Here is a 24343-nt window from a genome sequence, read left to right on the forward strand (position 1 = left end):
ATGAACGCCATTCATTTCAGTAGTCTGCACGCGTTGTCCATGACGCTTGTGAACCTGACCGCCGCTTTTATTCTCGGTGCATTGATCGGTCTGGAACGGCAGTGGCGTCAGCGCACCGCAGGACTGCGCACCAATACGCTGGTAGCAGTCGGCGCCGCTATATTCGTCTCGCTCGGTGCCCGGTTGTTCGAGATAAACGGCGGGACACAGACCACGATCACGGTAGTCGCCTACGTCGTTTCGGGTATGGGTTTTCTCGGTGCTGGCGCCATCATGAAGGAAGGGGCCAGTATTACTGGTTTGAATACCGCCGCGACCTTGTGGGGAGCGGGCGCGGTGGGTGCTTGCGCCGGCGCGGGACTGTTGGGCGAAGCCATTCTGGCCGCGTTGTTTGTACTGGCGAGCAATACGTTGCTGCGTCCCGTGGCGAATCAGATTAATCGCCGCCCGTTTCGTGAAGAGGCTGGCGAGGCGACTTACGTGGTCTATGCGATCTGTTCGCGCGATCAGCAATCCGAGGTCCGGGGCAATATGGTCGAGATCCTGGAGGACGCCAGCTATCCTCCTCGCCAGATTGATGATCATCCATTTGGCGCAGACGAGGTCGAGATTGAGTTCACGCTGTACGCGACTGCTGTCCAGGCTCAGGAACTCGATGACGCTGTGCAAAAAGCGGAGGGCTTGCCCGGGGTCCGACAAGCCTTTTGGAACGCGAGCGATGACAGCTGAGCTATACCTCGTCGGTACCGTAAAACAGGCGTACTATCGCCAAGTACCACATAGGTAATGCCATGTCGTCATCTCGAAAACGCTCCTCATTGCGCAGCCCGTTTATACTGAAACTTGCCTTGATCGTCGTTGCCATGGTGGCCATCTTTGTGGTGGATACTGGCACGAGCTATGAGGTGGCTGCAGCCGTGTTCTATGCGGTGGTGATCGTGACGGCGGCGCACGTTTTGAGCCGGCGGGGCCTGGTTGTACTCTGCGCGATCTGCGTTGGCGTGACGCTGCTCAGTGTCGCAATCACCCCGCATGGGGATTTTCGCGCCGGCCTGATCAATACCGGCATCAGTATCGCGGCGATCCTCATGACTACGTACCTGATTCTGAAAATGGAAGCTGCCAGGATGGCGGCTCATGATGCCCAAGCGCAATTGATGCGCATCTCGCGCGTCAAAAGCCTGGAGGGGCTGACAACCTCTATCGCGCACGAGGTCAATCAGCCGCTTGCTGCGATCGTCGCCAGCGGCAATGCCTGCCAACGCTGGCTGGCACAAACGCCACCGAACCTCGAGAAGGCGCGTTCCGCACTCGAGCGCATACTGAACGATGCGGGACGGGCCAGCAGCATTATCGCGCGGGTGCGCAGCCTCACCAGAGGAGAGCCGCCTCATAAGCGTGAGTTCGAGTTCAACGAGGCCGTTCTGGATGTATTGGCGTTGTCAAACGCTGAGATCGTACGCAATAACATTGCCCTGACAACAGAACTCGACCCCGGTCTCGCGTACGCATTGGCTGATCGAATCCAAATACAGCAAGTCATTGGCAATCTGGTATTGAATGCCGTCGAAGCCATGGCCGAGATATCAACACAGGCCCGTGTGATGCGGGTCAGTTCAGTAGCCAAGGATCACATGATTGTGCTTTCTGTATTCGATTCCGGTGTCGGAATTTCGCCGGATGTGTACGAACATATGTTCGAAGCATTTTGGACGACAAAAGAGGAAGGTATCGGCGTCGGCCTGAGCATCAGCAGGGCGATCATCGAATCCAATGGCGGACAGCTATGGGCGGAATCCAATGAACACGGTGGCGCGGTGTTCCGATTCAGTGTGCCTACGATTTTGCAGGAGGGACGTGCATGACAACGGGTTCGGTATCGGCATCGGATAACGCTGTCGTCTATATCGTTGACGATGATAGTTCTGTTCGTGCCGCGCTCGAGGACTTACTGGCCTCGGTCGGGCTGAGGGCGGTGACGTTTGACTCGACCAAGGCGTTTCTGGCGCACACGGTGGAGGATGCGCCGGCATGCCTTGTGCTGGATGTCCGTATGCCCGGGCAAAGCGGCATGGATTTTCATCGGCAAATGATCGAATTGGGGATTGCACTGCCCGTAGTATTCATCACTGGGCACGGCGACATCGCAATGGGTGTGCAAGCGATGAAGAGCGGCGCCATCGAGTTTCTGACCAAGCCGTTCAGGGATCAGAGTTTGCTCGATGCGATTCATCAGGGTATTGAAGAGGACCGCGAACGACGCAAGCGTGCTGCTTCTCTTGCCGAATTGCAGGCTAGATGGAGTTCCCTCACCGTCGGGGAGCAGGACGTCATGCGCTTGGTCGTGCAGGGGCTGTTAAACAAACAAATCGCGTCACGATTGGCGCTCAGCGAGATTACCGTGAAGGTTCGTCGAGGACACGCCATGCGCAAGATGCAGGCAAATTCATTGGCGGAGCTGGTGAGAATCTCTGAGAAACTCGGCATGTAGTGCCCAAGTCGTCTCAGTGTCGTTCGCCGTCTGTCATGGCTAGAAAATGAGGCAGCGAGGGATTCAGAGTGTCGGCGCGCCAGGTATTGGCGTGTGCAGGCTTCTGTGGCGTAGACCGCCGGAATGACCCAAAACAAAACCGCCCCATTCAGCATGGGGCGGCCTGATCACTACGACGGTAGGGTGCCCTAGTCAGGCAGCATGGATTCGCCGCGCAGCAGATCGTCCAGTGTTTCGCGTTGACGCACGACATGGTACTGATCGCCATCGACCATGATTTCGGCGGCGCGAGCGCGCGTGTTGTAGTTGCTGGCCATGACCATGGCGTAGGCGCCGGCGGACTCCAGCGCCAGTACGTCGCCTGCCTGCAGGGCCAATCGTCGTTGGCGAGCCAGCCAGTCTGCGCTCTCGCAGACGGGGCCGACAATGTCGTACTCATCGGCCTGGCCGTCGCGCGGCACGACGGGCTGTACCCCATGATAGGCGTCGTACAGGGCCGGGCGCAGCAGATCGTTCATGGCAGCATCCACGATAGCGAAATTGCGCGCCGGCGCATGTTTCAGATACTGAACCGTGGTCAAAAGCACGCCTGCGTTGCCTACCAGCGAACGGCCCGGCTCCAGGACCAGATGCAAATGAGCGAGGCCGCGCGCCTGCAGGCGCTCGAATACCTGATCCAGGAGTGCCTTGGGGGACGGCGGGATTTCGTCGGTATAGCGAATACCCAGGCCACCGCCCAGGTCCAGATGCTTGATGGAAATGCCCGCAGCGTCCAATTTCTGGATCAGATCCAGCAGTTTTTCCAGCGCATCAAAATACGGACTGATATCGGTGAGTTGCGAGCCGATATGGCAATCCACCCCTACGACTTCGAGGCCGGGCAGGGCGGCTGCCGTGCGATACGCGTCCAGCGCCGACTCGATCGCAATGCCGAATTTGTTTTCTTTGAGGCCAGTAGAAATGTAGGGATGGGTCTGCGCGTCCACGTCAGGATTGACGCGCAGCGATACCCGGGCACGCCGCCCTATGGACTGCGCGACATCCGACAGGCATTGCAATTCCGCCTGCGATTCGACGTTAAAGCATTTGACGTCGGCTTCGAGCGCGGCGCGCATTTCCCAGGCCTGTTTGCCCACGCCGGAAAACACGACTTTTGCGGGATCGCCGCCCGCGGCCAGGACGCGCTTTAGCTCGCCGCCCGACACGATGTCAAACCCCGAGCCCAATCGCGCAAATTCTTTCAGGACAGCCAAATTGGAATTGGCCTTCATGCCGTAGCAAACGAGTACCGGGCGATCGCCGATGGCGTCGCGATACGAACGCCAGGCCTGGCCCAGTGCCGCACGCGAATATACATACAGCGGCGTGCCGAATTGGCTGGCCAGAGCGGCTAGAGAGACGTTTTCGGCGTGCAGAACGCCGTCCTGATAGTGGAAATGCGGATGCCCGGCCAAGCCGGACTGCGCTGAAAGGGAAGTCATGGAGGTGAGGTAGCTGGAGAGGTATTGTTTCGCTCGGACGGCTGGGTCTGCGTTTGGGGTGGGGGTGGCGCTTCGTCCTGCGCCGGCTCCGGCGGCAGATAAAGGGGACCCTTGAAGCCGCAGGCCGCGGTCAGGCTGACTGCGACGAGCGTGGCTACAATGCGTAAGACCATGCGGCCATGTGCCATGTGGGACACTCGAAACTCCGTAATTCTTGCAGGCTCGATTATGACTGAAACCGAATTCCTTGCGTTGGTTGACCAAGTGCTCAACAGTATCGAAAGTCAGGCAGACGACTGGGCGGCGTCGCAGGATGTCGATATCGAGACCAGCCGCAGCGGTAATGTGCTGACGCTGGTTTTCGAGGACGGCACCCACGTCGTCGTCAATAGCCAGGCGGCGATGCAAGAGATCTGGGTCGCTGCTCGTAGCGGCGGATTTCATTACCGCTACGAGGGTGGAAACTGGATCAACACGCGCGGCGGCCCGCAATTGCCCGACGCCCTGTCCCAGATTTGTTCCGAGGCGGCCGGGATTCCGGTGGCCGTCCGTCTGTAGCCGCCACAGCACGGCCGGCCAGCGACCGTCCCGGGCGTCAGAAAGGAATCTTCTCTGTCCAGGGCATGGCCTGTTGGCCGGAACTCATGTTGGGCGAGACACGGATGCTGTTGTCTCTGCCTCCTGTCAGATTGTTCAAGAAGTCGCCCAATTGGTCCGTTTCCACCGGGGCGGGCTCAGACAAGCCTAGTCGCGCAACGGCCTGGCCTGGTGGGAATTCCGAGAAGTAATACTCGCCGCGATCCACGATCAGTCCCTCGGGGCGTTGGCGCGTTTTCTGCTCGGGCACGCCCTTGAGTGCTTCGCTCATGTATTCCACCCAGATAGGCATGGAGATACCGCCGCCCGTTTCGCGCGAGCCCAGCGATTTCGGTTGATCGAAGCCCATCCAGGCCGTCGCTACCAGTGACGGGGTATAGCCCGAGAACCAGGCATCGACCGATTCGTTGGTGGTGCCGGTCTTGCCGGCAATATCCGAACGCTTGAGCATGGCGCGCGCACGAGCCGCTGTGCCGCTGGTCGCCACGCCGCGCAACATGTCATCCATGACGAAGGCGGTACGTGGATCAATCGCGCGTGCTGCTTCATCGCCCGCCACGATGGGCTTGGATTGCATGAGGACTTTACCGCTGCTGTCGGTCACCCGTTCGATCAAATACGGTGCGATGCGGTAGCCGCCGTTGGCAAAGACGGCAAAAGCGCCCGCCAGTTGCAGGGGGGTCACCGAACCTGCGCCCAGCGCCAGCGGCAAAACGGCCGGCTGGCGCGCCTTGTCAAAGCCAAAACGCGTCAGGTAGTCCTGTGCGTACTGCGGCCCGATAGCTTGCAGGATACGGATCGACACCATGTTCTTGGATTTATACAGGCCCTGGCGCATCGTCAGCATGGGCTCGTAGGTGTTCCCGTAGTTCTTCGGGTTCCAGGGCTTGGAGCCGGTCTGCGCCGCGGTCAATTGGAACGGCTGATCAGAAATCTGCGTCGCGGGCGTCAAGCCGCGCTCCAGCGAGGCGGCGTAGACGAAGGGCTTGATATTTGAGCCCGGCTGGCGCCACGCCTGCGTGACACGATTGAATTTGCCGCGATAGAAATCAAACCCGCCAACCATGGCGCGAATTGCGCCGTCCTGGGGCGACAGCGCCACAAAAGCGGCCTGTACCGCCGGCATATTGATGACTTCCCAGCCATCGCCGAACTTGTGGATATACACGACCGAGCCGCGCTTGAGGCGTTTGTCTTCGGGCGCTTTGGCGCTCAGCGACCGCGCTACGACGTTCAGGACTTTTTTGTCGGTGATGGAGATGATCTCGCTGGCACTGCGCATGACCTTGATTTCGGTAGGACTGGCAGACAGAATGACGCCGGTCAGCAGGTCGCCGCTGTCGGGGTATTTTTCGAATGCCGTGTCCAGAAAATCGTCCAGCGCCTGCGCATCGTTCTCGATACCGTCGGGCATCTGGAGTTGTTCTTCGGGGCCTGGATACACGGCTCGGCGCGTGTATTGCAGGACACCGTCGCGTACGGCGTTGTACGCCGCCTCTTGGTCTTTTGAGCTGACCGTCGTGTAGATGTTGATCCCGCGCGAATACAGCTCGTCCTGGTACACGCCGTAAAGCAATTGACGTGCAAGCTCGGCCACATATTCACCGTGGATGGCATAGCCGCCAGCGGGCGTGCCTTCGGCAGCCTTCATCACGATTTGCTGCGACTTGGCCTGCTGGTACTCGGCGTCGGTCAGATAGCCCAGCGAGTGCATGCGGCCCAATACGTAGTGCTGCCGGATTTCCGAGCGCTTGAAATTGGCGATGGGATTGAAACGCGACGGGGCTTTCGGGATGCCGGCAAGCATGGCCGCCTCGGCTGCCGTCACCTCGGACAGGGGCTTGCCGAAATACGTGCGCGATGCGGCGGCAAAGCCATAAGCCCGATGGCCGAGATAGATCTGGTTCATGTAGAGCTCAAGAATCTGATTCTTGGTGAGCTCGGATTCGATCTTGAACGTCAGTAGCAGTTCGTAAAACTTGCGCGAATACGTCTTTTCCGAGGATAGATAGAAATTACGCGCTACCTGCATGGTGATGGTACTGGCACCCTGTGACTTGGACATGCTGACCAAGTTCGTCAGGCCGGCACGGGCCACGCCCATCCAGTCGATACCGCCATGCTCGTAAAACCGGTCATCCTCGGCGGCTAGCACCGCGGATTTCATGACATCGGGAATTTCATCAAAACGCAGCACATTGCGGCGTTCTTCGCCAAATTCGCCGATCAGGACATGATCGTTGGTGTAAATGCGCAGTGGTACACGTGGCCGGTAGTCGGTCATGGCGTGCAGGTCTGGCAGGTTGGGCCATGCCAACGCCAGCGCCATCCCGCCCAGCAGGATCCCGCACAGGGCGATGCCGCCACAGAAGATGCCCAATTTCACGAAAAAACGCAAAATAGGCGATCCGCTTTTTGGGGGAGGGGCTTTTTTGGAGGAGTTTTGCGACTTGCTCATCGCGGCGATTTTACGGGTAACAGGGGCGCCGCTTGATGGCCGTTACTGGGTTTCTGTAACAAATTCGTTCAGTGTGGTAAGCGAGCAACCGGCTGGCAATGGGATAATGCCAGCATGAACGTCCCTGCCAATATAGCATCCGCCGCCGGCGCGGAACCAGCCGAGAACGTCTGCGCCGCCGCAGAAACCGGCCCTTGCACGAGCTTGCCGCACGATCTGCCCATCTTTCTCGTGGGGATGATGGGGGCGGGCAAGACGACTATTGGCCGAGGACTGGCCCGGGCGCTAGGACGCGAATTCATCGATCTGGACCATGAGCTCGAAGCCCGTTGCGGGGTACGGGTGCCGATCATCTTTGAGATCGAAGGCGAAGACGGGTTTCGCAAGCGCGAAGCGGCGGCGCTGGATCATTGCTCTAGCCGGCGCGGTATTGTCCTGGCGACAGGCGGCGGGGCCATTCTGGCGGCCGACAACCGCCGCATGCTGAGCGAGCGCGGCGTGGTCATATATTTGCGCGCCAGCCTCGACGAGTTGTTCCGGCGCACCAGCCGCGATCGCAATCGCCCGTTGCTGGCCAATGCCGACCCGCGCGGCACCCTGCGTGATCTGATGGTCAAACGTGCGCCGTTATACGAAGACGTGGCCGATTTGGTGATTGATACCGGTACGATGCCGGTATCCCAGTTGGTGAAATCGATACTGCCCTTGCTGCAAGCCTACGAGAAGAATTTATGACCGTTGTTGATGTCGATACCCCCGGCGGACGCTATCCCATTCATATCGGGCCGGGCCGGCTGGATGTGCTGGATCAGTCCATTCCTGCCGATGCCACAGCGATTGCCATCGTGACCAATCCCACCGTGTCCGCCTTGTATGGCGAACGTGTGGAGGCGGCGTTGGCGCGCACGGGCCGCCGTGTGTTGCGCATCGAACTGCCGGACGGCGAGGCGCACAAAGACTGGCAGACATTGAATCTGATTTTCGATGCGTTGTTGACGCATCGCCTGGATCGCCGTGCCGTGCTGGTAGCTTTGGGCGGCGGTGTGATTGGCGACATGACGGGCTTTGCCGCGGCCGTGTATATGCGTGGGATTCGCTTTCTTCAGGTGCCTACGACCTTGTTGGCGCAAGTCGATTCGTCGGTCGGCGGCAAGACCGCGGTCAATCATCCCCTGGGCAAGAACATGATCGGCGCTTTTTATCAGCCGATCGCGGTCGAGATCGACACGGACGTTTTGGCCACGTTGCCCGCGCGCGAGGTATCGGCGGGTTTGGCCGAGGTCATCAAATACGGCTTGATTCTGGATGCCGAGTTTTGGCGTTGGTGTGAGGACAACGCAGCCGCCCTGCGTGCTCTGGATCCCGCGGCGCTGGCCTATGCGATTCGCCGCTCTTGCGAGCTAAAGGCGCACGTTGTCGGCAAGGACGAGCGCGAATCCGGTCTGCGTGCCATTCTGAATCTGGGCCATACCTTTGGCCATGCCATCGAGTCCGGCCTGGGATACGGTGAATGGCTCCATGGCGAAGCCGTAGGCTGTGGCATGGTGCAGGCAGCCGAGTTATCGGCCGAGGTGGCCGGTTTCCCGCAGGCGGACGTGGCGCGTGTGCGAGATCTGGTGCAGGCCATTGGCTGCCCTGTGGTGGCGCCGGATCTGGGGGCCGACCGATGGCTCGCGTTGATGCAGGTCGATAAAAAGACCGAAGGCGGCGAGATACGCTTTGTGCTGATGCCCAGTATTGGTCAAGCCATCACGCAGACGGCGCCGCTGGAGGCCGTGCACCGCGTACTGGCTCGCACCGTCCAGTAAATCCCCAGGGAGGATGCTCACGATGACCGAATTGGCCTGCTACGCATCTGACCCTTTAGCGACACGAGGGCGGCGACACGCCGAGTCGCCGCCACAGAATCGGACTGAGTTCCAACGCGATCGCGATCGCATCATTCATTGCACGGCCTTTCGTCGTCTCGAATACAAGACGCAGGTCTTCGTGAATCATGAGGGCGATCTTTTTCGGACGCGCCTGACGCATAGCCTGGAAGTCGCGCAGATTGCACGTACGCTGGCGCGCAGCTTGCGGCTCTCCGAAGATCTGACCGAAGCGATTGCGTTGGCGCATGACCTGGGCCATACGCCATTCGGCCACGCCGGGCAGGATGAACTGAATGCCTGCATGCGTGAACTGGCGCCGCAGGCAGGCGGCTTTGAACACAATCTGCAGAGCCTGCGCGTTGTCGATGAACTCGAGGAACGTTACGCAGACTTCAGCGGCCTGAATCTCTGCTTCGAAACGCGCGAAGGTATCTTGAAGCATTGCTCCGTGGTGCACGCTCGCCAATTAGGCGATGTGGGCGAGCGGTTTCTGAATCGTACTCAGCCGTCGCTGGAGGCGCAGTTAGCGAATTTGGCCGACGAGATTGCTTACAACAATCACGACATCGACGATGGTTTGCGCTCGGGGCTGATCACGATCGAACAGATGCAAGACGTGACCATCTTTGCGCGTCATCATCGAGAGGTGGTCGAACGTTATCCGCAATTGGCCTCGCGCCGTGCCATTGCCGAGACCGTGCGTCGCATGATCAACACGCTGATCGTCGATTTGACGGCAACCTCATTGGCTCGCATCGCCGACACGGCTCCAATCGATAGCGATGCGGTGCGCCGGTCGCCGCCCTTGGCGGGGTTTTCCGATGAGGTGCGCCGCGAGGCTGATGAACTCAAGCGCTTTCTGTTCGATAACCTGTATCGCCACTATCGTGTGATGCGCATGACCACAAAAGCGCGCCGCATCGTTCGAGAGCTATTTGAGGCATTTTTGTCTGACCCGCGTTTGCTGCCGCCCGATCATCGGCGCGATGAACCGCACCAGGCGCGCGCTATTGCCGACTACATTGCCGGTATGACGGACCGCTACGCGATCCGCGAGCACCGGCGCTTGTTTGACATGCGTTGATCGTCGGCCAGAGCGCGGCCGATGTCCGCGAAGGACATCGGCAACTCTGTGCCGGAATTACTTGCCACGTTGCAGTACGCGTCCGAGATAGTGCCCGGTATGGCTGTTCGGATTGGCCGCGACGTCTTCTGGCGTGCCGGTGGCAACAACCATGCCGCCGCCATCGCCCCCCTCGGGGCCCATATCGACCAGCCAATCGGCGGTTTTGATCACGTCCAGATTGTGCTCGATGATCAGCACGGTATTGCCGCTGTCGACCAGTTGATTCAATACCTGCAGCAGCATCTCGATATCGCGGAAATGCAGGCCGGTGGTGGGTTCGTCCAGGATATAAAGCGTGCGTCCGGTACTGCGGCGAGACAGTTCCAGCGAAAGCTTGACCCGTTGCGCTTCCCCGCCCGATAGCGTTGTCGCGCTTTGTCCCAGGCGAATGTATGACAGTCCCACGTCCATCAGCGTGTGGAGTTTGCGGGCGATGGCGGGCACGGACTCAAAATATTCCAGCGCCTGGGCGACCGTCAGATCCAGGACCTCGCTGATATTGCGGCCCCGGTAACGGATTTCCAGGGTTTCGCGGTTATAGCGTTTGCCATGACACACATCGCAGGGCACGTACATGTCCGGCAGAAAGTGCATTTCGACTTTGACCACGCCATCGCCCTGGCAGGCCTCGCAACGTCCGCCCTTGACGTTAAAACTGAAGCGTCCGGGATCATAGCCACGCGTGCGTGCTTCCGGTACGCCCGCAAACAATTCACGGATCGGCGTGAACAGCCCCGTATACGTGGCGGGGTTGCTGCGAGGCGTGCGGCCGATGGGACTTTGATCGACGCTGATGATCTTGTCGAAATGCTCCAGCCCGGTGAGAGACACATAGGGCGCGGGTTCGCTTTGCGCGTGATGCAATTGGCGCGATACCGCCACTGCCAGTGTGTCGTTGACCAGGGTGGATTTGCCGGACCCTGATACACCCGTCACGCAAACCAGACGGCCAGCAGGAATACGCAGATCGACGGTTTTGAGGTTGTTGCCGCTGGCGCCTTCGAGCACCAGCCATGGCTGCTCATCGTTGATCGGACGCCGTTTGGGAATTTCGATCGCACGTGTGCCGCTCAGATACTGGCCGGTAAGCGAGGCAGGGTCTGCCTGGACTGTTTCGGGCGTACCCTGCGCTACCACTTGGCCACCATGTTCACCTGCGCCCGGGCCCATATCCACAACCCAGTCGGCCAAGCGGATCATGTCCTCATCGTGTTCGACGACGATGACGCTATTGCCTAGATCGCGCAAGTGCTGCAGTGTGCCGATCAGGCGATCGTTGTCGCGCTGATGCAGACCGATAGAGGGCTCGTCGAGCACATACATCACCCCCGTCAAACCCGAGCCGATCTGGCTCGCCAGACGGATACGCTGCGCCTCACCACCAGAGATCGTATCGGCGCTGCGGTCCAGCGACAGATAATTCAGCCCCACGTTGTTCAGAAAACTCAGCCGCGCCTCGATCTCGCGCACAATGCGTTGCGCGATTTCCTGCTTGGCGCCCGTCAATGTCAGCGCGCGGAACCAAGCCAGGCAATCCGATAGCGGCATCGCCTCGACTTCATATATCGCCTGGCCGTGGCGTTCGCCTCCTCGCGGATCGGTGCCGATCAGCACGTGGCGCGCTTCGGCGCGCAAACGCGAGCCGCCGCAATCGGGGCAGGTCTTGATATTGCGATACTTGCCGAGCTCCTCGCGCACTGTGGGTGAATCAGTTTCGCGCCAACGGCGTTCCAGGTTGGGGATGATGCCTTCGAACGCGTGCCGTTTGACCGTGCTGCGGCCTTTTTCATTCAGGTAGAGAAAGGCGATTTCTTCTTCGCCCGAGCCGTACAGAACCTTGTGGCGCACGTCCTCCGGCAGTTCTTCGAAAGGCGTTTCGATGTCGAACTCATAATGCGCCGCCAGACTCGTCAACAGCGAATGCGTAAACGCATTGCGGCGGTCCCAGCCGCGCACCGCACCTGCCGTGAGACTGAGCTCGGGAAATGCCACTACGCGCTTGGGATCAAAAAAACCGACTTGCCCAATGCCGTCACAGGAAGGGCAGGCGCCCATCGGATTGTTGAAGCTGAACAGGCGCGGCTCCAGTTCGGGCAGGCTGTGGCTGCATACGGGACAGGCATAGCGGCTGGAAAATACCTGTTCGCGGCCACTGTCCATATCCAGCGCCACCGTACGGCCGTCGGCCAGCTGCATGGCGGTTTCGAAGCTTTCTGCCAGCCGTTGTTTGCTTTCGGACCGAATGCGCAGCCGGTCGATCACCACATCGATGTCGTGTTTTTCGTTTTTCTTCAGCGGCGCCATCTCGCTGATTTCCTGCATTTGTCCGTCCACGCGCAGCCGCACATAGCCTTGGGCTTGCAGGCTGGCGCACTCGTCCTCGAAGCTGCCTTTACGTGCCCGGGCAATCGGCGCCAGGACGGCAAGACGCGTTTCATCGGGCCAGGCCAGGACGGCATCCACCATTTGGCTCACACTCTGCGCCTGCAACGGCAGGCCGTGATCCGGGCAGTAGGGGGTGCCTACCCGCGCATACAGCAGACGCAGGTAGTCATGAATCTCGGTAATGGTGCCAACGGTCGAGCGAGGGTTATGGCCCGCGGCTTTTTGCTCGATGGAAATCGCCGGGGACAGGCCCTCGATCAGATCGACATCGGGTTTATCCATCAATTGCAGGAACTGCCGGGCATAGGCCGACAGGCTTTCCACGTAGCGGCGCTGCCCCTCGGCGTACAAGGTGTCAAAAGCCAGCGATGATTTGCCCGAGCCAGACAGCCCTGTTACCACCACGAGCTTGTGGCGAGGCAGGTCCAGCGAGACGTTTTTGAGGTTGTGGGTGCGAGCACCCCGGATGCGTATCGCGTTCATCGGGCAGATTCAGCAGTTTCAAAGGCCAACTTGGTACTATAGCGCGCTGAGGCTTTTTCCATCCCTGTTGCATGCCGGCCGAACCCAAACTGAAGTTGACCCCGTCTGAAAGGCGCGCCAGCGTAGCGCTCGCCGGCCTGTTTGCCTGCCGGATGCTGGGCCTGTTCCTATTGCTGCCGGTATTCGCCGTCGCGGCTCGTGGCCTGCCGGGGGGCGACGACCCCATGAAAGTAGGGCTGGCGCTGGGCATGTATGGGCTGACTCAGGCCTTCATGCAGATTCCGTTTGGCCTGGCGTCGGACCGTTGGGGACGGCGTCCCGTCGTGATCGCCGGCCTGGTGCTATTCATCATTGGCAGTGTCGTGTGCGCCCAGGCGCAGGACGTGTTCTGGATCACCATAGGCCGTGCCATTCAGGGCGCCGGCGCCATTTCCGCCGCCGTTACCGCCTGGCTGGCCGACGCGACACGCGATGAGGTGCGTACGCGCGCCATGGCTATGGTGGGCGGTTCTATCGGCTTGTCGTTTGCCGTGTCGCTGGTGCTCTCGCCCTTGCTGGTAGGGTGGTGGGGCTTGTCCGGCTTGTTCTGGACGATCGCCTGTCTGGGCGTAGCCAGCCTGGCCGTTGCGCGCTGGGTCGTGCCGGTCGTCCCTCGGACCGACGCGCGCAGTATGAACAATGCGGGCCCGCGTGCTGTCCTGGCCCATACCGATTTGCTGCGCCTGAATTTCGGCGTATTCGTCCTGCACTGTACCCAAGTCGCGCTTTTTGTCGTGGTGCCAGCCTTGCTGGCGCATACCGGAGGGTTGGACGCGCAAGCGCTATGGAAGGTCTATCTTCCCATCATCGTGGTGTCATTCGTCCTGATGGTGCCCGTGATCTTTATCGCTGAACGCCGCCGGGCGCACCGGGGCGCGCTACGCGCTGCTGTAGCCGGGTTGATAGTGGTGTGCGCGCTGCTGCCCATGGCCAGTCAGGGTTTCTATACCCTGGCGCTCGTGATGACGGCCTTTTTCGTGGCATTCAACGTGCTGGAGGCCTTGCAGCCGTCGCTGGTGTCGCGCGTGGCGCCTGCCCAGTACAAGGGCCTGGCGCTAGGCTTTTACAACACCGCCCAGGCTGCAGGCTTGTTCTGCGGCGGTGCGCTGGGCGGCTGGCTGGCCGCGCATGTGGGTACGAATGCCGTGTTCCTGGGGGCGGCGGGTCTGTCGGTGCTGTGGCTGGCCGTGACGTGGGCATTGAAGCCACTGCCGTGAACCCAGCAGGGTAGTTGCGCAGGGCTTCTTCGTCACGGCACGGGTCTGGCTAAACACGCCAGCGGCCGTATCACTGCGCCGGACGAGGCAACGCCACCTGAAACCGGACGTCTCGAACGGTTTTACGACTGTATGCCTTTGCGCCGCCGTTTTTCCTCGCGCACCACAATCCAGACTCCCACCAGCAGCATCACGGCCAGGGCATACCACGTAATGGCATAGCTCAGGTGGCTGTTGGCAAACGTGAGCACAGTCAATCCGCCTACGGGCGCACGCGCGGGATCCCGGTTGTTGCCATTGCTGGCGGCATCCGCATCGATGAAATACGGGGCGACACGGATCAACTGGCGCGTCGTTGCAATGGCCTGCAGGTCACGCGTGTACCAGCGATCGGCAGCCGGGTCATTATTCCGCAAAAAGGCCTCGCCGGACTCACCCATGCGCAACAGACCCGTGACCTGCGCCGGTTCCGCGGGGGCGGTCTCCACAGGCGGGTTTTTGCGCCATTCGGGCAAAACAAAGCCGCGGTTGATCAAAATCGTGCTGCCGTCGGCCAGTCGCAACGGGGTCATGACCCAGTAGCCGCCGCCCAGGTCGGTGACCGCCTGGACCAGGGTCTGCCGATCAAACTCATATTGGCCGGACACGGTGACGTGGCGGTATTCCGCATTGTCATAGGTCAAGGCCGGCCAGTCGGCCTCGGGCGGTGCAGGCACCGCAGGCAAGTGCACGCGCGCGTCGACGCTGGCGATGAGGGCTTCTTTCCAGGCAAGACGATGGACTTGCCATGTGCCCAGCGCGCAGAGCGCGGCAAAAATGGCGAGCGCAATCACCCCGAAGACGATCAGGGTGACGGTACTGCGGGGACGGGGAGCGGGGGATTGGGTTTCTGCTTTTCCTGGAGTCATCAAGGCATATTTCGCATGTCGTGAACAGACATGGGCATCATATTCGAATCCAGGTGATACATGATCCAGATCGATCCGCTAAGCGTGATGACAACGAGTACCAGGGTAAAAATGAATGCCAACATGTTCCAGCCGCTTTCGGCCTTGGTGTCCAAGTGCAGAAAGTAGACGATGTGCACCACGATCTGCACGACGGCAAAGGCGAGCAGCACCAGCGCAGTAGTGCGCGAGCTTTCCATGACTTTGCCCATGACCAACCAGAAGGGAATGGCAGTCAGAATCGCGGCCAGGACAAAGCCCGTGACATAGCTTTTGAAGGTGCCATGACCAACGTCATCATGATCGTCGTGGTGCCCATGATCGTGATGATGGCCCATGCCGCGGTCCGCCAGATTCTCGGTATGCTGGGTCATGGCAGTATTCCCATCAGATAGACAAAGGTGAACACGCCGACCCAAATCAGATCCAGAAAGTGCCAGAACATGGACAAGCACATCAGCCGCCGGCGGTTTTCCGGGATCAGTCCGTGTTTGTTTACCTGCATCATCAGTGTGACCAACCAGACAATGCCAAAGGTCACATGCAGACCGTGGGTGCCGACCAAGGTAAAGAAAGACGACAAGAACGCACTGCGCTGCGGCCCGGCGCCTTGCTCGATCAGGTGTACGAACTCATACATTTCCAGTGATAGAAAGCCCAGGCCCAAGATCCCGGTAATGGCGAGCCACAGTTGGACCATGCCGACGCGTTTGCTGCGCATTTCCAGCATCGCAAAGCCGTACGTGATCGACGACAGCAGCAACAACGAGGTGTTGACCGCCACCAGCGGCAGGTCAAACAGATCCGCGCCCGATGGGCCTGCCGCATAATTGCGCCCCAGCACGCCATAGGTCGCAAATAGGCAGGCAAAGATGAGGCAGTCGCTCATCAGGTACACCCAGAACCCCAACAAGGTGCCGTTCTTGGGGTGGTGTTCGCCTGGAACGTAGAACACGGGCTCGGACGGCGGCGTGCCGCTGCCGGTCAGGGGAGGGGCCAAGGTATCAGACATGTTGTTCCAGCAACCGGGTGCGCGCGGCTTCGGTCTGCACGACGTCTTCGGCCGGCACGTAGTAGTCGCGCTTGTAGTTGAAGGTATGGATGATTGCCACCACGATCAGGGACGCAAACGAGAGAATCGCCAACGGCCACATGTGCCAGATCAGCGCAAATCCCATCACCATGCTGATGCCGGCCAGCACAATGCCGGCCCAGGTGTTTCTAGGCATATGGATGGGGATAAAGCCCTGTTGCGGCCGCTGATAGCCGTACTGCTTCATTTGCGCCCATGCGTCTTGATCGTGGACGCGTGGCGTAAAGGCAAAGTTATAGCTTGGCGGCGGTGACGAGGTGGACCATTCCAGCGTGCGGCCCCCCCAAGGATCGCCCGTGAAGTCGCGCAGCGATTCGCGGCGGCGATAGCTCACCACCAATTGAATCAGGAAGCTGGCGATTCCCAGGGCGATCAGGAACGCGCCGAACGCCGCGACCTGAAACCATATCTGCAGTGAGGCATCGTCGAAATGGTTCACGCGACGGGTCACGCCCATCAACCCCAGTGCATACAGCGGCATGAAGGCGACATAGAAACCCACCAGCCAGAACCAGAACGAACATTTGCCCCAGAAGGGATCCAGTTTGTAGCCGAACGCTTTCGGGAACCAGTAGGTGATGCCTGCCATCAGGCCGAAGAGCACGCCGCCGATGATGACGTTATGGAAGTGCGCTATCAGGAACAAACTGTTGTGCAGCACGAAATCCGCAGGCGGCACCGCCAGCAGCACGCCCGTCATGCCGCCGATCACAAAGGTGACCATAAAGCCCATCGTCCACAGCATGGGGACTTCGAATCGAATTCGCCCGCGGTACATCGTGAACAGCCAATTGAAAATCTTCGCGCCTGTCGGGATCGAGATGATCATCGTCGTGATCCCGAAAAACGAATTGACGCTGGCCCCGGATCCCATGGTGAAAAAATGGTGCAGCCAGACCAGATATGACAGCACGGTGATCACGACCGTGGCATACACCATGGACGCGTAACCAAACAATCGCTTGCGGCAGAACGTCGCCACCACCTCGGAGAAAATGCCGAAGGCCGGCAAGATCAGGATATAGACCTCGGGATGGCCCCAGATCCAGATCAAGTTCACGTACATCATGGCGTTGCCGCCGAAATCCGCCGTGAAAAAATTCGTGCCTACATAGCGATCCATCGTCAATAGCGCCAGCACCGCGGTCAAGACCGGAAAGGCCGCCACGATCAGCACGTTGGTGCACAGCGCCGTCCACGTGAAAATCGGCATGCGCATCATCGTCATGCCCGGCGCACGCATCTTGACGATCGTGACCAGTAAATTGACGCCTGACAGCAGTGTTCCCACACCGGCGATCTGTAACGCCCAGATGTAGTAATCCACCCCGACATCCGGACTATGCGCAATGCCCGACAAGGGTGGATACGCCAACCATCCCGTCTTGGCGAACTCGCCGATAAACAGCGACAACATCACCAGAATGACGCCAGCGGTCGTCATCCAGAAACTGAAGTTGTTCAGAAACGGAAACGCCACATCGCGCGCGCCGATCTGCAAGGGCACGATGTAGTTCATCAGCCCCGTGACCAACGGCATGGCGACAAAGAAAATCATGATCACACCGTGCGCGGTGAAGATCTGATCGTAATGATGCGGGGGCAGATATCCCGCGGAATCCCCGAATGCAATGGCCTGTTGTGAGCGCATCATGATGGCATCGGAGAATCCGCGCAGCAGCATGATGATGCCCAGAATCATGTACATGATCCCGATCTTCTTATGATCGATGCTGGTGAACCACTCGCGCCAGAGATAGCCCCATTTCCCGAAGTAGGTGATGGCGCCCAACACCGCGATGCCTCCGAGGGCCACGACAATAAAAGTCACGACCAGGATGGGCTCATGATACGGAATGGATTCCCAGGTCAGTCGACCGAAGATCAGGCGGGTAAGGTCTGTTTGATCAGTCATCTCGATCTCAGGCTAAAGACCATCATTTCACGACTCCATCGGTACTCGGCCCATGCCAATGGCTGGCCCTGTCAGAGCAGTAATTGCGCCGGCGAAGTACACATGGAGCCCACATATTTACGCGAGGGCGTTTGCGTCAACCCGAGGCGTTCGCGCACGGTCGGATCCAGGCTCGTCACGTTGTAGACGCCCGGGATTCCCAAACCGCCTTGAGCGTCAATGGCCATGACGTCTTTCATGCACATACGATTGGGCTCTACGCATCGGTTGACGATGGCGTCAAACAGGCCGGGTGCGACGCTCGCGTATCGCGTCACGGGGTTGCGCTCGCTGGGTTGTTCCAACTGCAAGTAAGTATCGCGGCCGAGCGTATTGCCCGCAGCGCGCGCGTTCTCTACCCATTTGTCGAATCCGGCTTGATCGACACCATGGAATGCAAAGCGCATGCCCGAGAACCCGGCGCCGCTGTAGTTGGCAGACAGGCCTTCGTAGGTGCCGGGGTGATTGATCACGGCATGCAGTGTGGTCTGCATGCCTGGCATGGCATAGATCTGACCTGCCAGCGCGGGCACAAAAAAGGAATTCATGACCGATGACGAGGTGATCTTGAACTGAATGGGACGGTCAACGGGCGCCGCCATCTCGTTGACCGTCGCGATACCCTGTTCGGGGTAGAGGAACAGCCATTTCCAGTCCAGTGCGACGACTTCTACTACCAGCGGTTTTGTATCTGGCGGCACGGCGCGGCCTTCGGCGACTCTGGCCAGAGGCCGGTATGGATCGAGCTGGTGCGTACTGACCCAAGTCAATGCGCCCAACGCAATGATGATGAGCAGCGGCGCGGCCCAGATCAGCAATTCGAGTACGGTCGAGTGATTCCAGTCGGGATCGTAATGGGCGGACTGGTTAGTTTCGCGATAGCGCCACGCGAACAGAAACGTCAGCGCGATGACCGGCACGATGATCAACAGCATCAGGACGGTCGAGATGATGATGAGATTACGTTGCTGCAGGGCAATATCGCCAGAGGGCGATAGCAATACCGCGTCGCACCCGGCCAGCAAGGGCACGAGGGCAAACAGGATCAATCCGCGGAGCCTTGGGAAAGACGGCATGGCCAAACCCCGAAAACGTAACCGTGGGAAGTAAGCGCAACACTACGCTGGATATGAAGAAAAATCTAGCGCCCAGCGTATTTTGTCTATGAATCGACGTGTATGGCAGACAGAGTCATGCCAAGACGCTTGCGGCCCTCCCTGACATGAGCGTACCCTACTAGCCGTATGTTGCAAGATCGTAGACAAGGTGTACCCAGCCCTTCTTTTTGCGAGCTAGCTCATGTCGACCACTACGCAATATCCTGGTCATATTCCCCCTGTTCCTGGCGCACCGTTGCCCAACGGACAGGGTAGTCACGCCAAGGTCGCGCCCAGCGAAATTGCCGTCGGCGTGGTGGTGGGCAGAGCGTCCGAGTATTTCGATTTCTTTGTTTTCGGCATTGCGTGCGTACTGGTTTTTCCCAGGGTGTTTTTCCCCTTTGAAGGGCCCTTGCAAGGCACGATCTGGTCATTCGTGATCTTTTCATTCGCCTTCATCATGCGTCCTGTCGGCACGGTCGTCTCGATGGCCATTCAGCGGCACTGGGGCCGCGCCACAAAGCTGACGGTGGCATTGTTCGTGCTGGGCACCGCGACCGTAGGCATGGCATTTTTGCCCAGCTACGAGCTGATAGGGCCCTATGCCATCGTGTTGCTGTCCATCTTTCGTTGCATGCAGGGCCTGGCCTTTGGCGGATCGTGGGACGGGCTGCCCTCGCTGCTGGCGCTCAATGCTCCATCCAATCGTCGCGGCTGGTATGCGATGCTGGGGCAGTTGGGGGCGCCTGTGGGCTTCATGGTCGCCAGCGCGCTGTTTCTCTTTTTGCATGTCACGCTGACCGAGGCAGACTTTCTCGCCTGGGGTTGGCGCTATCCGTTCTTTGTGGCGTTCGCGATCAACGTCGTGGCGCTCTTTGCGCGGCTGCGCCTGGTGGTCACAGAGGAATATACGCAACTGCTCGAAGAAGGCGAACTCGAGCCCATCCCTGTCAGCGAGATGGTGCGGGATCAGGGCTATAACATGTTCATTGGCGCTTTTGCCGCGTTGGCCAGCTATGCGCTGTTCCACTTGGTGACGGTGTTCCCGTTGTCGTGGATCGCGATCCGCGAGTCGCAAGAAATTCCCCAGGTGTTGATCGTACAGATCGTCGGGGCAGTGTTGTGCATCCTGGGGATTATCGCCTCGGGCATGGTGGCCGACCGTATCGGACGCCGTACTACGCTGGGCTTGTTGGCGGTACTGATCAGCATTTATGCGCTGTTTACGCCGTGGCTATTGGGTGGTGGACCCAGCGCACAGAACGCGTTCATCCTGATCGGTTTTGTGCTGTTGGGGTTGTCTTATGGCCAGGCTTCGGGAACCGTGACGGCCAACTTCATCCGGCGTTATCGCTACACGGGCGCGGCTCTGACCACGGACATGGCGTGGCTGATCGGCGCGGCCTTTGCGCCGCTGGTCGCCTTGGGTTTGTCGGCACGGTTTGGATTGGTGGCCGTGAGTGTTTATCTGCTGTCGGGCACGGTGTGCACCTTGCTGGCACTGCGCATCAACAAAGTCCTCGAAACACGCGACTGATCGCCGCTTTATCGGTCTGTCTGTTTCATTCGTTCGATCGTTGTCATGTGTTAGCCATATGACGATCGCCATATGATTTTCTTTGCCTGGGCGCGTGCGCTGCCGATTTGCCGGCCAGCCACGCGTTTTTCTTTGCGCGCACGATGACCGTGGCGATTGATGAAGCTGTCTGGAAGCTGAATCAATAGCCCAAATACTTCGATGAGCCTATCAGCATTTATCGACTCGCTGTAACGGTCCCGTTTCTCTGCCTTCCTAGAATTTCTCAGTCTCTTGGCTAGCAAGAGGCGACACATAGTCATCGCTGCGTGACGAGGGTTCTCGCTGTGCTGTGCGTGCCAGCGCAACATCATGGTGCTGCAGTGTGCAGCGTCTCAGGCTCGGCGTGTCGACTGTGTTTCCAATCATCCTCTCGAGTTTTCCATTTCTTATGAAACCAGAATCGACTGAATGGGCGTGCGCCAGATACGTACGCCACGCCCGGGTGTTGCTCGCCATCGTTGGGCTTACGTGCGTGCTTGCAGGTTGCGGCAGCGGCAGCGATGACGACTCGAATGACAACACCGGCACGCCTCCCGACACCTCCACGCCCGATACCTCGACGCCGCCGCAATTGCGCTGTGCGCCTTGAGCCCTGGATAACATGTTGCAGATCCTGATATGACGATCAATCATTCGAAGCGAAATTTTCTGCGCACGAGCTTCGGTGCGACTTTTTCAACGGCTGCCCTCAGCATGTTCCCGCCCAGCATCCGCCGCGCGCTGGCGATCGAGGCCAACAATGCCACGGGCACGATCATGGACGTCGAGCACGTCGTGATCCTGATGCAAGAGAACCGTTCGTTCGATAACTATTTCGGCACCTTGTCGGGCGTGCGCGGATTCGGTGACCGGTTTCCTATTCCGCTCAGCGCCGGTTTGAATGTATGGCAACAGAAAGACGCCAACGGTGCACTGGTGTTGCCCTATCATCTGGATCAGTCCGAAGGCAATGCGCAACGCGTCAGCGGTACCCCGCATTCGTGGGTGGATGCCCGCAATGCCTGGGATTGTGGCCGTATGAATCAATGGCCTACGTACAAAGAACAGCAATCGATGGGCTATTTCACGGAACAGGAAGCGCCGTTCCAATATGCCTTGGCCAATGCGTTCACGATCTGTGATGCGTATTTTTGCTCGCTGCATGGCGGCACCAATACGAATCGCCTCTTTCATATGACCGGCACCAACGGCGCAACGACGACCGATGGCAAAGTGGTGGTCAACAACGAGTGGGATGGATTGAATTCGACCACGGACCTGAACACGACGGGCTACAACTGGACGACCTATCCCGAGCGCCTGGAAAAAGCGGGCGTGACGTGGATGGTCTATCAAAACGTCCCGGGCAACTTCACCGATAATCCGTTGATTGGCTTTAAGCAATATCGCCAAGCGAATCTGGATTCGGGCAAGCCGGTCTATCACGATGTGGATAACAATCCCGCCTACGATGCCTCGACCGACGACGCGATCGCGCCCTTGTACAAGGGCATCGCAAACACCATGCCCGACGGAGGCTTCCTCACGACGTTTAAAGAAGACGTGCTGAACAACAAGCTGCGTCAGGTCACCTGGATCGTCGCACCTGCGACGTATTCGGAACACCCCGGACCTTCAAGTCCTGCGCAAGGCGCGTGGTACACGCAGGAAGTGCTGGATGCGTTGACCGCGAATCCCGAGGTGTGGAGCAAGACCGTCCTGATCGTGAACTTTGACGAGAACGATGGCTTCTTTGATCACCTGCCGCCGCCGTGCGCACCGTCCATGGACGCAACGGGTGCCAAGGCCGGCAAGACCACGTTGAGCGATGACGAGCTGTCGTACGAGTATTACACGCACGCAGAAGTGGACAACTCGAACATGCCGGCGCCTGACGGGGATTGCTATGGGCCAGGGCCGCGCGTGCCGATGTACGTGATTTCACCGTGGAGCAAGGGTGGCTGGGTGAACTCGCAGCAGTTCGATCACACCTCGGTGCTGCGTTTCCTGGAGGCACGCTTTGGTGTCGCCGAAACCAATATCAGTCCGTATCGCCGCGCGGTGTTCGGCGATCTGACGAGCGCGTTCAATTTCGCTACGCCGAACGCAGAGTTTCCGGCGTTGTCGGGCCGCACGACCAAAGAGGCAGCCGACGCATTGATTTCCGCGCAAGAGGCCCTGGGTGCAGTGCCGCTGCCTAATCCTCAGTCCTTGCCAGACCAGGAGCCTGGCGAGCGTCCGTCACGTGCATTGCCTTATGAACTGCATGTCAGTGCACGTGCGGATTCCTCTGCGGGCACTGTCCAATTGATTTTTTCCAATACGGGGAAACAGGCTGCGGTTTATCACGTCTATGACCGCTTGCACCTGGACCGGATTCCGCGGCGCTATATGGTTCAGCCCGATATGCAGTTGGATGACGTTTGGGACACCAGCAACGATGCTGGCGAATACGACTTGTGGGTTTTGGGACCCAACGGGTTTCACCGCGCATTCAAGGGTGACTTGACCGCTCAGGCTGCGCAAACCGCTGTCGCACCCGAAGTCCGCGTGTGCTACGACATCGCCAATGGCAACGTCTATCTGACGACGATGAACAATGGCACTGGCGATGCCAGCTTTACCATCAAGGCCAACGCGTACTTCAACGAAGGCCCATGGATAGTCTCGGTGGCAGCAGGCGCCTCCGAGGATATTCATTGGGACCTCGCGAGCAGCAAACGTTGGTATGACTTCACTGTGACGTGTGCGGCCCTGCCTGGCTGGAGCCGTCGATTTGCCGGCCGCGTGGAAACCGGCGCAGATGGCATCAGCGATCCTGCTATGGGGTTTGAAGGGTTCTAAGTAATCCCTGGACCGAGAGTTACACGGTTCGCTTCCCTGCAGTGTGTGAAACCTGCCCTCCGAGATGACTTGTCGTTTCGGAGGACAGCAGTTCAAGTTTCCCTTCTCGTCGGAGCGCAAGCCGCCCCAGGATCCGAGCCATAAGTGATCGAAGGTTAGTGTGCCGCCTCGAAAGGGTGAACCTGAATCTCTGCATCGGGGAACGAAGCCACTAGTTTTAACTCCCCGCCAAGCGCCTTGACGTATTCACGCAGCGTACTGACGTACATGTCGCCGCGGCGTTCCAGTTTCGAGACGGCGGCCTGTTCCACGCTCATAGCCCTGGCGACTTCGACTTGCGTTACTTTGCGGGCTTTGTGGCGCGCAATTCACTGAATTTCCTAGCTATTGATCTGCCCTTCCTTTCTCAACGTCTCGATGTGCATGTCGTACAGTTTGTCGGCTATCGGCACATGCGTGTCGTACCAACGGTCATCGCCCGTCTTGTCACGGCCCAACAGGCGGATGGCGCAGCGGCGAGGGTCAAACGCATAAAGCACCCGGTACGGTCTTCCTTCGTGCTTTTAAACACTATTCCGTCAAATGCATATTCTTACGCAGCCTGCATCAACACGGAAGCGTCGAATGCCTTAGCACAGCGTTCTGTGGGTCCGATTTCCCGAAGCTCATTGAAGGAAGTATTTATGAGGTGGGACGTTTCCG

At 59.1% G+C, this 24343-nt stretch carries 21 protein-coding genes and 1 pseudogene; 11 read left to right on the top strand and 11 right to left on the bottom strand.

What is annotated here, in order from left to right:
- The 3 genes from ACYVIT_RS00200 to ACYVIT_RS00210 all read left to right on the top strand — a co-directional run bounded on the left by ACYVIT_RS00200 (window position 1) and on the right by ACYVIT_RS00210 (window position 2491).
- Window positions 1-729, top strand: a complete 729-nt coding sequence (locus ACYVIT_RS00200; protein ID WP_415806921.1) for an MgtC/SapB family protein — start codon at window positions 1-3, stop codon at window positions 727-729.
- 62 nt (window positions 730-791) lie between these two features.
- On the top strand, window positions 792-1865 hold the full coding sequence (locus ACYVIT_RS00205) for a sensor histidine kinase (RefSeq protein WP_415806922.1): 1074 nt from the start codon (window positions 792-794) through the stop codon (window positions 1863-1865).
- Complete coding sequence (locus ACYVIT_RS00210; protein WP_415806923.1) at window positions 1862-2491, top strand: response regulator transcription factor; 630 nt, start codon at window positions 1862-1864, stop codon at window positions 2489-2491. The genes ACYVIT_RS00205 and ACYVIT_RS00210 overlap by 4 nt, the downstream gene beginning before the upstream one ends.
- A gap of 188 nt (window positions 2492-2679) precedes the next feature.
- On the opposite strand, the gene lysA is transcribed toward ACYVIT_RS00210, so the two are convergent.
- Window positions 2680-3972 (bottom strand): diaminopimelate decarboxylase, encoded by a 1293-nt coding sequence (lysA, locus tag ACYVIT_RS00215; RefSeq protein ID WP_415806924.1) that lies wholly within the window; start codon window positions 3970-3972, stop codon window positions 2680-2682.
- Window positions 3969-4160 carry an LPS translocon maturation chaperone LptM gene (lptM, locus tag ACYVIT_RS00220; protein WP_415806925.1) on the bottom strand — a complete coding sequence of 64 codons (192 nt, stop codon included), beginning with the start codon at window positions 4158-4160 and terminating at the stop codon, window positions 3969-3971. The genes lysA and lptM overlap by 4 nt, the downstream gene beginning before the upstream one ends.
- 40 nt (window positions 4161-4200) lie before the next feature.
- On the opposite strand from lptM, the gene cyaY reads away from it, so the two are divergent.
- A complete protein-coding gene (gene cyaY / locus ACYVIT_RS00225; protein WP_415806926.1) occupies window positions 4201-4530 on the top strand; it encodes an iron donor protein CyaY in 330 nt (109 codons plus the stop codon).
- 37 nt (window positions 4531-4567) lie between these two features.
- On the opposite strand, the gene ACYVIT_RS00230 is transcribed toward cyaY, so the two are convergent.
- Entirely contained in the window at window positions 4568-7027 is a 2460-nt protein-coding gene (locus ACYVIT_RS00230; protein ID WP_415806927.1) for a penicillin-binding protein 1A, read from the bottom strand.
- A 114-nt stretch (window positions 7028-7141) separates the two neighbouring features.
- Here ACYVIT_RS00230 and ACYVIT_RS00235 point away from each other — a divergent pair, with 114 nt between their 5' ends.
- The 3 genes from ACYVIT_RS00235 to ACYVIT_RS00245 are packed head-to-tail and all read left to right on the top strand — an operon-like array spanning window position 7142 to window position 9982.
- On the top strand, window positions 7142-7762 hold the full coding sequence (locus tag ACYVIT_RS00235; protein ID WP_415806928.1) for a shikimate kinase: 621 nt from the start codon (window positions 7142-7144) through the stop codon (window positions 7760-7762).
- A complete protein-coding gene (gene aroB / locus ACYVIT_RS00240) occupies window positions 7759-8835 on the top strand; it encodes a 3-dehydroquinate synthase (protein WP_415806929.1) in 1077 nt (358 codons plus the stop codon). Before ACYVIT_RS00235 ends, aroB begins: the two co-directional genes overlap by 4 nt.
- Before the next feature lie 22 nt (window positions 8836-8857).
- The gene (locus ACYVIT_RS00245; RefSeq protein WP_415806930.1) at window positions 8858-9982 is read left to right on the top strand and encodes a deoxyguanosinetriphosphate triphosphohydrolase; all 1125 of its coding nucleotides are present in this window, start codon (window positions 8858-8860) and stop codon (window positions 9980-9982) included.
- A 57-nt stretch (window positions 9983-10039) separates the two neighbouring features.
- Here the strand turns inward: ACYVIT_RS00245 and uvrA are convergent, their stop codons facing one another.
- Window positions 10040-12892, bottom strand: a complete 2853-nt coding sequence (gene uvrA / locus ACYVIT_RS00250) for an excinuclease ABC subunit UvrA (protein WP_415806931.1) — start codon at window positions 12890-12892, stop codon at window positions 10040-10042.
- 71 nt (window positions 12893-12963) lie between these two features.
- Between uvrA and ACYVIT_RS00255 the strand changes: the two genes are divergently transcribed.
- Complete coding sequence (locus ACYVIT_RS00255) at window positions 12964-14148, top strand: MFS transporter (protein ID WP_415806932.1); 1185 nt, start codon at window positions 12964-12966, stop codon at window positions 14146-14148.
- 122 nt (window positions 14149-14270) lie between these two features.
- Here ACYVIT_RS00255 and ACYVIT_RS00260 read toward each other — a convergent pair whose 3' ends face one another.
- The 5 genes from ACYVIT_RS00260 to cyoA all read right to left on the bottom strand — a co-directional run bounded on the left by ACYVIT_RS00260 (window position 14271) and on the right by cyoA (window position 19218).
- Window positions 14271-15056: an SURF1 family protein gene (locus ACYVIT_RS00260; protein ID WP_415806933.1), complete on the bottom strand. Its 786-nt coding sequence runs from the start codon at window positions 15054-15056 to the stop codon at window positions 14271-14273.
- Complete coding sequence (cyoD, locus tag ACYVIT_RS00265; protein WP_415806934.1) at window positions 15056-15469, bottom strand: cytochrome o ubiquinol oxidase subunit IV; 414 nt, start codon at window positions 15467-15469, stop codon at window positions 15056-15058. The genes ACYVIT_RS00260 and cyoD overlap by 1 nt, the downstream gene beginning before the upstream one ends.
- The gene (gene cyoC / locus ACYVIT_RS00270; RefSeq protein WP_415806935.1) at window positions 15466-16107 is read right to left on the bottom strand and encodes a cytochrome o ubiquinol oxidase subunit III; all 642 of its coding nucleotides are present in this window, start codon (window positions 16105-16107) and stop codon (window positions 15466-15468) included. The genes cyoD and cyoC overlap by 4 nt, the downstream gene beginning before the upstream one ends.
- Window positions 16100-18103 (bottom strand): cytochrome o ubiquinol oxidase subunit I, encoded by a 2004-nt coding sequence (gene cyoB, locus ACYVIT_RS00275; protein ID WP_415806936.1) that lies wholly within the window; start codon window positions 18101-18103, stop codon window positions 16100-16102. Before cyoB ends, cyoC begins: the two co-directional genes overlap by 8 nt.
- Before the next feature lie 71 nt (window positions 18104-18174).
- A complete protein-coding gene (gene cyoA / locus ACYVIT_RS00280; protein ID WP_415806937.1) occupies window positions 18175-19218 on the bottom strand; it encodes a ubiquinol oxidase subunit II in 1044 nt (347 codons plus the stop codon).
- Between the two features lie 223 nt (window positions 19219-19441).
- Between cyoA and ACYVIT_RS00285 the strand changes: the two genes are divergently transcribed.
- The 3 genes from ACYVIT_RS00285 to ACYVIT_RS00295 all read left to right on the top strand — a co-directional run bounded on the left by ACYVIT_RS00285 (window position 19442) and on the right by ACYVIT_RS00295 (window position 23641).
- Window positions 19442-20776 (top strand): MFS transporter, encoded by a 1335-nt coding sequence (locus ACYVIT_RS00285; RefSeq protein WP_415806938.1) that lies wholly within the window; start codon window positions 19442-19444, stop codon window positions 20774-20776.
- Window positions 20777-21206: 430 nt separating this feature from the next.
- Complete coding sequence (locus tag ACYVIT_RS00290) at window positions 21207-21407, top strand: hypothetical protein (RefSeq protein ID WP_415806939.1); 201 nt, start codon at window positions 21207-21209, stop codon at window positions 21405-21407.
- A 29-nt stretch (window positions 21408-21436) separates the two neighbouring features.
- Window positions 21437-23641: a phosphocholine-specific phospholipase C gene (locus ACYVIT_RS00295; protein ID WP_415806940.1), complete on the top strand. Its 2205-nt coding sequence runs from the start codon at window positions 21437-21439 to the stop codon at window positions 23639-23641.
- Between the two features lie 155 nt (window positions 23642-23796).
- On the opposite strand, the gene ACYVIT_RS00300 is transcribed toward ACYVIT_RS00295, so the two are convergent.
- Complete coding sequence (locus ACYVIT_RS00300; RefSeq protein WP_415806941.1) at window positions 23797-23958, bottom strand: hypothetical protein; 162 nt, start codon at window positions 23956-23958, stop codon at window positions 23797-23799.
- 63 nt (window positions 23959-24021) lie between these two features.
- A pseudogene (locus ACYVIT_RS00305) lies at window positions 24022-24204 on the bottom strand (type II toxin-antitoxin system RelE/ParE family toxin); the annotation flags it as partial.
- Between the last annotated feature and the right edge of the window lie 139 nt (window positions 24205-24343).

The sequence above is a fragment of the Bordetella muralis genome, from assembly GCF_054781015.1.